Annotated in this window: 10 protein-coding genes; 5 read left to right on the forward strand and 5 right to left on the reverse strand. The window is 42.2% G+C overall.

Translation table 11 applies throughout. The features are described 5' to 3' along the window. Positions 1–49 precede the first annotated feature (49 nt). A complete protein-coding gene (locus ACTXGL_RS05215; RefSeq protein WP_443525334.1) occupies positions 50–469 on the reverse strand; it encodes an outer membrane protein assembly factor BamE in 420 nt (139 codons plus the stop codon). 323 nt (positions 470–792) lie between these two features. On the opposite strand from ACTXGL_RS05215, the gene fur reads away from it, so the two are divergent. Next, positions 793–1,227, forward strand: a complete 435-nt coding sequence (gene fur / locus ACTXGL_RS05220) for a ferric iron uptake transcriptional regulator (RefSeq protein ID WP_443525335.1) — start codon at positions 793–795, stop codon at positions 1,225–1,227. A 111-nt stretch (positions 1,228–1,338) separates the two neighbouring features. Here fur and ACTXGL_RS05225 read toward each other — a convergent pair whose 3' ends face one another. Further along, positions 1,339–2,460 (reverse strand): PilT/PilU family type 4a pilus ATPase, encoded by a 1,122-nt coding sequence (locus tag ACTXGL_RS05225; protein ID WP_443525337.1) that lies wholly within the window; start codon positions 2,458–2,460, stop codon positions 1,339–1,341. A gap of 119 nt (positions 2,461–2,579) precedes the next feature. Next, the gene (locus tag ACTXGL_RS05230) at positions 2,580–3,635 is read right to left on the reverse strand and encodes a type IV pilus twitching motility protein PilT (protein WP_443525339.1); all 1,056 of its coding nucleotides are present in this window, start codon (positions 3,633–3,635) and stop codon (positions 2,580–2,582) included. Positions 3,636–3,998: 363 nt separating this feature from the next. On the opposite strand from ACTXGL_RS05230, the gene ACTXGL_RS05235 reads away from it, so the two are divergent. After that, on the forward strand, positions 3,999–4,736 hold the full coding sequence (locus tag ACTXGL_RS05235; protein WP_443525341.1) for a YggS family pyridoxal phosphate-dependent enzyme: 738 nt from the start codon (positions 3,999–4,001) through the stop codon (positions 4,734–4,736). Positions 4,737–4,949: 213 nt separating this feature from the next. On the opposite strand, the gene paeA is transcribed toward ACTXGL_RS05235, so the two are convergent. Both paeA and ACTXGL_RS05245 read right to left on the reverse strand, forming a co-directional pair. After that, complete coding sequence (gene paeA, locus ACTXGL_RS05240; protein WP_443525342.1) at positions 4,950–6,224, reverse strand: polyamine export protein PaeA; 1,275 nt, start codon at positions 6,222–6,224, stop codon at positions 4,950–4,952. A 212-nt stretch (positions 6,225–6,436) separates the two neighbouring features. Beyond that, positions 6,437–8,128 (reverse strand): NAD+ synthase, encoded by a 1,692-nt coding sequence (locus ACTXGL_RS05245; RefSeq protein WP_443525343.1) that lies wholly within the window; start codon positions 8,126–8,128, stop codon positions 6,437–6,439. Positions 8,129–8,940: 812 nt separating this feature from the next. Between ACTXGL_RS05245 and ACTXGL_RS05250 the strand changes: the two genes are divergently transcribed. From ACTXGL_RS05250 to epmA, 3 genes are all read left to right on the forward strand, one after another. Further along, complete coding sequence (locus ACTXGL_RS05250) at positions 8,941–10,098, forward strand: AI-2E family transporter (RefSeq protein WP_443525344.1); 1,158 nt, start codon at positions 8,941–8,943, stop codon at positions 10,096–10,098. 86 nt (positions 10,099–10,184) lie between these two features. Continuing rightward, positions 10,185–11,366, forward strand: a complete 1,182-nt coding sequence (locus tag ACTXGL_RS05255; protein WP_443525555.1) for a 4-phosphoerythronate dehydrogenase — start codon at positions 10,185–10,187, stop codon at positions 11,364–11,366. 77 nt (positions 11,367–11,443) lie between these two features. Continuing rightward, positions 11,444–12,466: an EF-P lysine aminoacylase EpmA gene (gene epmA, locus ACTXGL_RS05260; RefSeq protein WP_443525345.1), complete on the forward strand. Its 1,023-nt coding sequence runs from the start codon at positions 11,444–11,446 to the stop codon at positions 12,464–12,466. Positions 12,467–12,595: the final 129 nt, after the last annotated feature.

Raw genomic sequence — 12,595 nt, forward strand, 5'->3', positions numbered from 1 at the left:
ATTAGCAGTTAGCGCTCATAGCTTTCATTGGATCTCATACTCTCATCGACTATGATGCTGGTAAGCTTTCGATACCTTCGATACGCGTGACCAAGCCATTATCATCGAAGTAAACCACTAAGTGCTGGCTGGCATTTTTGACATCAGTAATACCTTTGCGGCTACCTTCTGTGCCTGCTTTATAATCGTAGATATAATCCCAGCGCTTAGGCTCAAGGGTATCTCTGATCGCAGGGCTACCAAGAATATAGAGCACTTGGTTTTGGTTCATGCCTACTTTTAGTTTTTGTGCTTGTACTTGAGTAATCGCTGTGCCTTGTGGCAAATCAATCTTATAAACACTCAATAATGAGCAGCCAGACATAGCGACAGTAGCGCTAAGCATGCTGGTCATGACAATTTTGCGTAATACACTGGCATGGCTCAACGGACGAAAATTTAATGTCTTTATCATGGTAAGATGACTCATAAGAAATGAATTAGGCGCGGTCAACGTTAGATGATGCAAGTCTGACCGACAATCTTGAACAAATGATACGTCATTTACTTGCAATTGCCTACCACTTACGACATTATTTACCAAACACTACCTGAGCGATTTTATTATTTATATTTTAAATTCATGCGCTTGCATGGTGTCATCGAAAAAACAATAAGCAAGAGATTCGCTTCAGTAGCGCTGTTTTTATAATATTAAAATCACTTATATTCAAAAAAATAATCCTTAACGATTATTCGTCTCCTATTTTTAGTTTTTAATTTGCTAAGACTGTCACAGTCAGAAGGGATATTATGGCTTCTTTTACCAATCAAGATTTACGCAGAGCAGGATTAAAGGTCACGCTACCGCGCATCAAAATTCTAGAACTATTAGAGAGTGCAGAACTGCATCATATGAGCGCAGAAGAAGTATATAAAGCGCTGATCGAGCAAGGTGAAGATGTTGGTCTAGCTACAGTCTATCGTGTGCTGACTCAGTTTGAGCAAGCAGGTATTGTTGAGCGTCATAACTTCGAAAACAATCTGTCAGTGTTTGAAATCACCCAAGAAGAGCATCATGATCATCTGGTCTGTGATGTTTGTGGCAAGATTATTGAATTTCACAATGAGGTGATCGAGGAAGAGCAGCTGAAAGTAGCGGAGATGCACGGCTTTAAACTCTCAGGTCATTCGCTAGTATTATATGGTATCTGTGCTGACCAAGCTTGTAGAGACAGTGCAAAGTAACGGCTTTATGGTTTTATAATCTTTTGGCTCGTTATCAGCATATTTATATCAAAAAGCCCTCGTATCAGTAACGGGGGCTTTTTTAGTTATTTCACTATCATACTATATGGTCTAACTGACATCCAACGATAGGCTATCAGCACCTTCATCTAAATTGGCCTTACCGTTTTTGCTGCTAAGTTTGATCTTTAGGCGCAAGTCATTAGGAGAGTCAGCATGGAGAATGGCTTCTTTGTAAGTGATTTCCCCTTGTTCATACAAGTCAAATAACGCCTGATCAAAGGTTTGCATACCGCTGTCTCTTGAGCGCGTCATGACATCTTTGATCTCGTGTACCTCACCTTTACGAATATAGTCACTGATCAGCTGAGAGTTCAATAAGATTTCAATAGCCGCGCGGCGTCCTCTGCCGTCAGGAGTTGGGATGAGTTGCTGAGCGATAATGGCTTGCAAGTTCAAGGATAAGTCCATAAAGAGCTGATTATGGCGACTGGTTTCAAAGAAATGAATGATACGGTCAATAGCTTGGTTAGCATTGTTGGCATGCAGGGTAGCAAACACTAAATGTCCTGTCTCTGCATATTGAATCGCATAGCTCATGACCTCACGGTTACGAATCTCACCGATCAAGATAACATCTGGTGCTTGGCGTAGCGTGTTCTTCAAGCCAGCTTCAAAGGAGTGGGTATCAATACCGACTTCACGCTGAGTAATGATACAGCCACGGTGTTTATGCACAAACTCGATAGGGTCTTCAATCGTAATAATATGGCCATGCGAGTGCTGATTGCGATGTCCTATCATCGCCGCAAGGGTAGTGGATTTACCTGTACCCGTCGCGCCTACCAGCAAGATGATACCGCGCTTTTTCATGGATAACTCTTTGAGCGCTGGTGGCAGGCGTAGCTCTTCGACCGTAGGAATTTTATTTTCAATTTTCCGTAGAATCATTCCTGCCATATCGCGTTGTATAAATGCACTGACTCGAAATCGTGCTTGCTGTGCTTCATCAGTGATCGCAAATTGACACTCGTTCGTTTCTTTAAATTCTTGTTGTTGGCTTGGTGTCATTACTCCTTTAACCAATGTCATTGTTTGATCAGCACTTAAAGGGGTTTTGCCCACAGGCAAAATTTTTCCATTTACTTTCATGGAAGGTGCTACATCAGCAGTAATAAAAAGGTCAGAACCATTTTTATTAATCATTAATTGCAATAATTTATCAATGTCCATATCGTACCTGCATTTGATGTAAGTAGATTAAATATTATTTGAAGTTATATTTTAAAAACTATAAACAAAAACCAATAAAACCTAGCCAGCATTACTCCTTTTATTTGGCTTAAATTGTATTATAAAAATGCCTCAGGTTGCTTAGCATAAGGACGAGCCACATCTTTACTAATTGTGCCTTTACCTACCAAATTCTTTAGGGTTTGATCGAGTGTGATCATACCTTCACCTGCACCCGTTTGAATGGCAGAATACATCTGAGCAATTTTGTTTTCGCGTATCAAGTTACGAATAGCTGGCGTCCCTAGCATGATTTCGTGAGCTGCCACACGGCCACCGGCTTGACGACGCAACAGTGTCTGTGAAATCACGGCCTGCAGCGACTCCGATAGCATGGCACGAATCATATCTTTTTCAGCAGCAGGAAAAACATCAATGACACGGTCAATCGTTTTGGCAGCTGAGCTGGTGTGCAACGTACCGAACACTAAGTGACCTGTTTCTGCTGCTGTCAGTGCCAGACGGATAGTCTCAAGGTCACGTAGCTCACCGACCAAGATCACGTCTGGATCTTCTCGCAATGCTGAACGCAATGCCGGCTCAAAACCCAATGTGTCACGGTGCACTTCACGCTGGTTGATCAGGCTTTTCTTTGACTCATGAACAAATTCAATCGGATCCTCAATCGTTAAAATATGCTCTTTACGACTTTCATTGATATAGTCAATCATCGCCGCAAGGGTAGTGGATTTACCCGAGCCTGTTGGACCGGTGACCAATACTACGCCGCGTTTGAAATCTGAAACACGTCTGAAAACATCTCCCATTCCCAAGTCTTCCATCGTCAAAACTTTGGATGGAATCGTACGAAAGACCGCACCTGCACCGCGGTTTTGATTAAAAGCATTCACCCGAAAACGAGCTAAATTGGGGATTTCAAAAGAAAAATCTGTTTCAAAAAACTCTTCAAAGTCAGCACGCTGCTTGTCATTCATAATGTCATAAATGAGCTGATGAACCATTTGGTGAGTCATCGCAGGCATATTGATACGGGTCATTTCACCATCGGTACGAATCATCGCAGGCATACCTGCTGAAATATGTAAATCTGATGCCTTGTGTTTTACGGTAAAACGTAGCAAATCTTCAATACTTAAAGCGTTTTTTTCAGCCATAATTCGATATTCCTATCAATCAGTCAGCGTAAGACAAAAGAGCATGAGAGCACGTGATAAACTATCGATCAGTCACTCTATACAATCACGTAGTAACTACGAGTCAACCAGTACGCAGTCTTTATGACTGCTATCATATTTAGTAGCATATGTTAATGCATGTAACAATATCATAACAAGACTATGAGTATTTAACCATCCACTCCTGAATAAAATATAAAATTAATTATTTTCAAGCTCAATTTCCATATAAAAAATAAGTGATTTACTTTATTGATGAGATTTAATTACCTTATTTACTATTCATAATAAAGATTTTCTGCACAGACTATTAAAAAGCTAAAAAAAACGAGATCCTGATATATGACAAATACGACAAAGACAAACTGCAATATTGATAATCAAATGTTGATTGATAATTGGCAGCAAGTAAAAACACAAATGACTCAAGTTTATGAACAAGCAGCCGATCATGCAGACAGATCTGCCAATCATACGACCTTGCTAGCAGTTTCGAAAACCAAACCTGCTAATATGGTGGCAGCTTTAGCCAAGCAAGGACAGCGGGACTTTGGTGAAAACTACCTACAAGAAGCTATCGAGAAAATCAATTCGCTAAAGTCACAGTCTGAAGGTGACAAGATTGTGTGGCATTATATCGGTAGTATCCAGCGTAACAAGACGCGTGATATTGCAGAGCATTTCGATTGGGTACAGACTCTTGAGCGCGATATTATCGCTAAACGCTTGAATGATCAGCGCCCAGCTGATCTAGCACCACTGAATGTGCTGATACAACTTAATATCGATAATGAGGAGAGTAAATCAGGCTGCTTACCAGAACAACTACCAGAACTGATCACAGCGATTCAAGGATACGAGCGTCTACAACTACGTGGCTTGATGATTATCCCTGCCAAAACAGACACAAATGCCTTTGCTCGAACCAAAGCACTGTTTGAGGAGGTCAAAATCAGCTACCCAGAATTAAAGGCTTGGGATACGCTTAGCATGGGGATGAGCGGTGATATAGCAGAGGCAATAGACAATGGCTCTACCATGGTACGCGTTGGTACGGCTATCTTTGGGGCGCGAGACTAGGGCGTGTCCCTTAAGCTGAATAGTAAGCAGACTCAGAATGGTTTAATCGCTGTCAAGTTATTCTGAGTCGCTTGGGAATGTTTTGATGCTATTGCTATTGGCTATACGGTTTTGTTAGAGCTATGGGCTTTTTTTATGACAGCTATAAAATGAGTATGTACTCTCAAAGTTTGTGTACTCATCTGATGGAATAAAAACTTACTCATTTATTGGTTAAGTAGCCTCTTCTAACTTGGTCACTAACATTTGAGTGATTTTGAGATTATCAGTCGCAATAATTTCAAATCGATAATTGGCATACTCAATAGTATCGGTCTTTTTTGGGATTTTTCGGAGCATATACATCATAAAGCCGCTGATAGTTTCATAGTTCTCACTGCGTGGTAAGTCGACAATGTCTAAGGCGCGAATGACGTCTTCGATAGGTGTCATACCATCGATGAGCCATGAGTTGTCAGTACGCTGAACGATAGGTTGCTCCTCAAGCGTCACAAGCTCACCCATCACAATACTCATCACATCTTTGAGCGTGATGACACCAACCACGAGCCCGTATTCATTGACGATAACCGCAAAGTCAGCGCCAGTAGATTTGAACATCTCTAACACTTCAAACAAAGACAACGTATCAGGCACAAACAGAGCGGGCTTTAATAAAGTTTTATTGGTGACGCTAACCTCTTGCTGGTTTAGCACCAATGCCAAAAAGCTGCGTGACTCTACATAGCCGACGATATGCTCTAAATCATCATCATGACAGACCAAGAACTTGTTGTGTGGCTGTGCAATCATGATCTTTACTACATCTTCGGTACTGGTATTGGTATCAAAATAAACGATGTTTTCGCGTGGGTTCATAACTGAGGTGACAGTACGCTCTTGCATATCAAAGATATTTTCTATGAGGTGGTGTTCTTGTTTTTTTAGCACACCAGCCTCGGCACCAGCATCCATGACGGCATAGATATCTTCTGGGGTCATATCATCTTGACGTATAGTTGAGATACCCAGAAAGCTAAACAAAATATTCGCAGCGCCATCGAATACCCATATGACTGGTTTTAATACAAAGATTAATAATATCATTGGGCGTACCAGTCGTACGGCTAACGTCTCAGCATTTGACATTGCCAAACGTCTAGGCATCAAATCGGCAAGTAAAGAAAACAAGCTGGTGATGAGCACAAACGATATGACTGATGCTACTGCCTCGCTACCTAATAACTGCTCAAGATAAGGGCTAATGGCTGATTCACCCACGGCACCCGCAGAGATTGCTACTGCATTTAGCACCACCTGCACAACAGTAATAAAACTACCAGGGTGCTCCTGCATTTTGAGAACATCAAAGGCACGGACGTCTCCTTCTTTTGCCATAATTTGGAGTTTTATTTTGCGTCCAGCGGCAATGGCAATCTCAGTAGCAGAAACACAGGCACTCAAGGCAAGCAGTAAAAGAAGAAACACACTAGCGGTTAGCAAACTCATGACGTACTCGAAAAAATAAATAAAGACAATTAAATGAGAAATAATCGGTGGGAGGGTACAAAAGAAAATCGTTATTTATGAAGATTGTTGATATATAGAAACCAAAAAAGCTGGGCAAGCACCCAGCTAATCGTAAAATTCAGGACTGTGTAAAACCAGCTAACTAGCCCTTAGCAATTTCTACATTTTAGAAGTTGCTAGGGATGCAATATTTAGCCTTTTATTGACCATTTATTGACTAATGGATAACGACGCTCACGTCCAAAAGCCTTGTGGGTAATTTTCGTACCGATAGGAGACTGCAAGCGTTTGTATTCGCTGTTGTCTACCATCTTGATGACTTTTGCCACCATGTCAGCGTCGAAACCTTTATCGATAATTTCCTGATAGCCCATATCTTCATCGATATATGACATCAAAATACTGTCTAATACATCATAATCAGGCAGGCTGTCTTGATCTTTTTGATCGGGACGCAGTTCAGCTGATGGCGGGCGAGTGATAACGCGCTCAGGAATGACGGGGGTGTCTTCTAAACGATTGCGATAGCTTGCCAATTTATAGACTTGTGATTTGTACACGTCTTTTAAGACATCAAATCCACCTGCCATATCACCATATAAGGTTGAGTAACCAACGGCTAACTCTGATTTGTTACCCGTCGTGATGACCAGATGACCAAACTTGTTAGACAGTGCCATCAATACGACACCGCGAGCACGGGCCTGGATATTCTCTTCAGTAGTGTCAGCCGGTGATTTATTGAACAATGGGGCCAATGTATGACGGATACCTTCAACAGCATCAAAAATAGGACATACGGTATAAGAGACATTCAAGCGACGCGCTTGAGCCTGTGCATCTTCTAAACTGATCTGAGAGGTGTACTCATATGGCATCATGACCGCGTAGACTTTATCAGCGCCTAGTGCATCAACAGCGATACAAAGCGTTAGTGCCGAATCGATACCACCTGATAATCCAACGATAATGCCAGAGAAGCCAGAATGATTGACATAGTCGCGTAGACCGACGACTAATGCTTGGTACATCTCTGACTCACGGCTTAGTGTTAGCGGTGCTTTAGCTTGGCTGTCAAATTTGGCAGTCTTTACATCTAAAGTGGATAATAATAGTTGATTCATAAAGCGCGGTGCTTCATGGGCCACGCTACCGTCTGCTTGTACGGTCATAGAGCCGCCATCAAACACCAGGTCATCTTGACCGCCAACAGCGTTGACATAGACGATAGGCAGATTGTTTTCACGGCTGCGTTTGGCAAGCATGGTCTTACGGTTGTCTTGTTTTTCAATCTCAAAAGGTGACGCATTTAAGCTAACAATGAGGTCAGCACCTTGTTTCTTGAGTTCGGCGATAGGTGCTTTTTCCCATAGGTCTTCGCAGATGAGCAGACCGATAGTAATGCCTTTATAGTCAAATAAAACTTGATTACGACCTTTGTCAAAATAACGACGCTCGTCAAACACGCCATAATTTGGCAAAATTTGCTTATGATAAAAGCCTTTTTGATGACCGTTGTGCAGGATAGCGGCAGAGTTGAACGTACCGTGATGGTCGACATGCGGATAGCCGACAATCATAACGATATCATCGATATCGCTCAGGGTAGATAGGGCGCTCTTGACACGACCTGATAAGCTTGGACGTAGTAATAGGTCTTGCGGAGGGTAGCCAAGCAAAGCCAGCTCTGGGAATACAATGACGTCAGCCCCTTGTTCGCGAGCTTGTAATGCAAGGGTACGCATTTTTTCGACGTTGGTTGCGATATCACCTACCAAAAAATGTGATTGGGCTAAAGCAAAGGTAACAGTATCTTGTGGTTTATTGGTCTTGCTGGCCTCGTTTGAGGTGTTAGAGTTTGGGTTATCAGTGTCTTTTGACATTGTTATTGTTCCTATCGATATATTATTAAAATGTGGTGAATTTTTATTGGTTTAAAATAAGTCCTAAATACATTCAAAAAGTCGCTTTAATCTACCACGCTCGAATATTGAGCGGATATAAAGAGTCTAAATCTGGCATAAGCGCTAAGACAATGTGTAAAAGTTTGCTCGCTATGCCTGCTGTCCCAAACAATCGCGCCATCTTAAAATTAGCGCTTGTGATAGTCTAGATGACAATGATACAAGAGGATCTGGATCCTGCCTTATCAGATATAGTGTCTGTGCCAACGGCAAAAATATATGCGTGCAAATACACTTAACTATATTGAAAAGCTGAAAATAATTGCTTTAGTATAACATCAATTGTCATGACAAATAGAACGCACCAGTGAATTCCCTTATAAGATAGCAGTTTAATAGATGCATACAAAACTGGTTTTGTATGCATCGTTTTTACACACCAAATCCATGCATTATGCGCTAGTTATTGTGGTCATCATCTAGTAAGCTTGCACAGACAAAGTTGTAAGTAAAGATTACAACATAGCGTTATATAATTATCGTACTTTATTGCATAATAAAGCGTAACAACGGCGTTTTTCATTATGTTTTTATAAGAATGATAGTCTGTAAATATCTGACACTATCATGTGATTTATTAGCGTCAACGTCGTTTTTATTGTTAAATAAATAAGCTACCACACTCGCCTATGGATACCGTTTATGGATACCGTCTATAAGCTGATGTTCATCACACATTTATAAACTTGCCAGCAAGCTGTCGTTTGCTGTCCGCTCTTGGTTTATACGCTATGATTGAAAACTGGACAAAAGAATTTATTATTCAGCGCCTACTTGCCATTACGTTGTTGGTTGCGCTATTCGTATTATGCTTTCAAGTGGTACAGTTTTTTATTGTGCCTGCACTGTGGGCTGCGATTTTGGCATATGTGACGTTTCCTGTTTATAAGTTTTTTCACGAAAAAGTTAAGTTAAGTCCAGATTTTAGTGCTGCGATTATGACGGTGAGTATCTCCTTGATGATAGGTATACCATTGGTTGTCGGTGTTTTTATTTTGCAGCAAGAAGCCCTGAGTCTCATTAGCAATTTGATATACCGTATCAAAGTGGGTTATTTGGATGTGCCTGACTCACTCAAAGAGCTGCCTATTATTGGGCAGCAAGTCAAAGATGTGCTGTGGCGAATCAACAAGAACCCAGAAGGGACATTAGAGACGTTTCGCCTCTGGGTTCAGTCGCATCTGTATTATGGCAAGATCGCATTTGATGTGGTGTTTAGTGCGCTGGCCAAACTTGGTATGGCACTGATGACCTTGTTCTTTTTTTACCGTGATGGCACCAGTTTGGTACGCCAGATTCGCCAAGCGCTGCGCAACATCATTGGCAACCGCATCGATGGCTACATTGACTCTGTGGGTACAACCACGCGCGCGGTCGTATACGGTATTGGGCTGACAGCACTCGCGCAAGCGACGCTCGCTGGCATTGGCTATTACTTCTCTGGTGCGCCAAGCCCTATTCTATTGACCATCGTCACCTTTATCATTGCATTGATTCCATTTGGGACCCCATTCGTTTGGGGCGGCGTATCGATTTGGCTATTGAGCCAAGGACATACTGCAGGCGGTATTGGCTTGGCTCTATGGGGCGTATTGGTGATCAGTTGGGTGGATAATTTGATTCGCCCTATCGTCATTAGTGGTGCGACCAAAATTCCTTTTATTATTATTTTTATCGGGGTATTGGGCGGTCTGACTGCATTTGGTTTTGTTGGGTTGTTTATCGGTCCTGTGGTGCTGGCCATCGGTCTTGCCGTATGGCGCGAGTGGATATCACAGCACAAGAATGAAATATTTGCTCAGCAAGAAGTTATGCTCTCTGAGACTGGTGCTGTAACGCCAGTACCTAGGCCAGAACAAGAAATAGTTGGTAAAAACGAATCTACATAGCAAATCTATATGGATAGAAAAGATTGCTAACAACAAACCCGAACGTTGCAGGCACTATAGGTAGTAAGGTGAATAAGATGAGCAAAATTAAGGGTATTACTATTGTTGCTGATAGCAATATTGCTAGTCTAAGTGAGTTTTTTAACGCTGAGACGCTGGGTAAGCTGACTGAGAAAACCGTCAATATCATAAGCACTGCTGGCCGTGATATTGATGCACATTTGATTGCTGAGGTACAGCCAGATATATTGCTAATACGTTCTGTAACGCGGGTAGATGAGGCATTATTGGCTGACAATCATAGCGTGCAGTTTGTGGGTTCGGCAACTATCGGTACCGATCATGTCGATCAAGACTATCTCACCATGCGTAATATTACTTTTGCTAATGCAGCAGGCTGTAGTAAGCATTCTGTGGCTCAGTATGTGTTGACGTCTATTTTGACGTTGCGTCCGCAATATTGGCAGCAGTCGACAACTTCTACGAAGCCTATGACACTAGGCATCATTGGACTTGGTAATATTGGTAGTACGCTTGCTCAGTATGCACATGATTTAGGATGGCAAGTACTAGGTTATGATCCCTTAGTCCCAGCGTCCACAACCAATAACGCTAGCCTTGAGCAAGTCCTGTCTCAAAGCGACGTAGTCAGTCTACATGTGCCTTTGACGACCGAGAAAGCCGATAGTAATCTTCGCGGGAGTGAGTACCCAACCTATCACCTTATCAATGCAGAGGCATTGGCAGGGATGTCCGCTGATACGATACTGATTAATAGCGCACGCGGTCCTATCATTAATGAAAATGACCTAATGAGCGATATTGATCGTACTGGGCGACAAGTGGTACTAGATGTGTTTGAGTATGAACCAAAAGTTGCTGCAAGATTATTATCGAAGCTTGCTATTGCCACGCCGCATATCGCTGGCTACACGCTAGAAGGTAAACTGCGAGGCACACAAATTATTTATGATGCCTTATGCGCGACGCTTGCGATAATACCTGTCCAGTCGATGTCTAACCTGCTACCACTCAATATGTTTCTATGGTCCGAACTAAAAGCATATCCAGACAGACTGGCTAAGTTCTATGACATCATGCAAGATGACGCTGCATTGCGAAACAAAGTATCTCATAATGTGTCTAGCAATTTATCCAGTAAGACATATAGCAATGTATCTGATGAACAGATGACAGGACAGGTCAATGGGGATGATTTTGATCAGCTGCGTCGTGATTATCATCTTCGCCGTGAATGGCAAGCTTGACGTATCAAGTGGACCACTTAAGAATCAAGTAATTACGTCATTATCCATTTATTATTCGTGAATCACAGTAGACCGTCATGAGCAAACCAAACAGCATGCCCAGTCACGACTCAAAGCCAAACTACGCACCAACCATGACACTTGCGATGGCACAGCAGCGTGCGCAGTTCATCGGAAATATTCGGCAGTTTTTTACGAGTCGCCAAGTGCTCGAGGTGCAGACACCGCTTTTATCACAAGCAGGTAATACCGATACTTTTTTACAATCAGTAGCAGCGCAGGTGACCTACCAAGATCGCCCGCGCACTTACTACTTACATACGTCTCCTGAATTTGCAATGAAGCGTTTATTAGCCAGCTGGCAAGTACCTATTTATCAAATCTGTCCTGTCTTTCGAGATAACGAAATAGGCGTGCGCCATAATATCGAATTTACGATGCTCGAATGGTACCAACCTAATTACAGCCTAGATGACATGGCAGGTGAGCTTAATGAGTTGTTGGCGGCGCTTTATGGTCATTCGATTGTGATGAGTCATTATCGCTATGTTGATGCCTTTATGGATTTCGTTGGTATTCACCCACTGACAGCGAGTTTAGCTGCGCTACAAGCAGTAGCAGAAGATAGTGGTCTGACAGGGTTTGATTTCAACAACACTGACGATAGCGAGGAGAGTCGTCGCCAGAGCTGGTTGGATTTGTTGTTCAGTCATGCAGTAGAGCCAAATCTGGGACATGATTTGCCAACGTTGATTATAGAGTATCCCCCTGCGACGGCGGCATTGGCAAAAACGGCTTTAGATAAAGAGGGCAATAAAGTCGCAAAGCGTTTTGAGCTGTATATCAATGGCATTGAGATTGCTAACGCCTATGATGAGCTGGCAGATGGTCAGGCATTGCGAGCACGCTTTGAACAAGACAATCAATTGCGTCAGCGTCATAATCTGCCCCAAATTCCAATCGATGAGCACTTATTGGCGGCGTCTAATGATTTAGTACCTTGTAGCGGTATCGCAGTTGGTGTTGATAGGTTACTGATGGTCATAACAGGTGCAAGCAGTTTAGAAGAGGTGATTCCTTTCCCTAGTGGGCAAGCATAATGAGCTAGTAGATTTTTAATTTATTTGTAGACCAAACAACAAAAGGTCGTTACTGATGTACCAACTAAATGTGGGCAATCTGGTAACGACCTTTTTATAAGTTATATCTGTCAACTAATATATTAAATG

This window comes from Psychrobacter sp. T6-6 (assembly GCF_052258185.1).
Lineage (GTDB): Bacteria > Pseudomonadota > Gammaproteobacteria > Pseudomonadales > Moraxellaceae > Psychrobacter.

Excerpts from the sequence above, each read along its gene's own strand:
- ACTXGL_RS05215 (WP_443525334.1), bottom strand. The coding sequence starts at position 469 with ATGAGTCATCTTACCATGATAAAGACATTAAATTTTCGTCCGTTGAGC.
- fur (WP_443525335.1), top strand. The coding sequence starts at position 793 with ATGGCTTCTTTTACCAATCAAGATTTACGCAGAGCAGGATTAAAGGTC.
- ACTXGL_RS05225 (WP_443525337.1), bottom strand. The coding sequence starts at position 2,460 with ATGGACATTGATAAATTATTGCAATTAATGATTAATAAAAATGGTTCT.
- ACTXGL_RS05230 (WP_443525339.1), bottom strand. The coding sequence starts at position 3,635 with ATGGCTGAAAAAAACGCTTTAAGTATTGAAGATTTGCTACGTTTTACC.
- ACTXGL_RS05235 (WP_443525341.1), top strand. The coding sequence starts at position 3,999 with ATGACAAATACGACAAAGACAAACTGCAATATTGATAATCAAATGTTG.
- paeA (WP_443525342.1), bottom strand. The coding sequence starts at position 6,224 with ATGAGTTTGCTAACCGCTAGTGTGTTTCTTCTTTTACTGCTTGCCTTG.
- ACTXGL_RS05245 (WP_443525343.1), bottom strand. The coding sequence starts at position 8,128 with ATGTCAAAAGACACTGATAACCCAAACTCTAACACCTCAAACGAGGCC.
- ACTXGL_RS05250 (WP_443525344.1), top strand. The coding sequence starts at position 8,941 with ATGATTGAAAACTGGACAAAAGAATTTATTATTCAGCGCCTACTTGCC.
- epmA (WP_443525345.1), top strand. The coding sequence starts at position 11,444 with ATGAGCAAACCAAACAGCATGCCCAGTCACGACTCAAAGCCAAACTAC.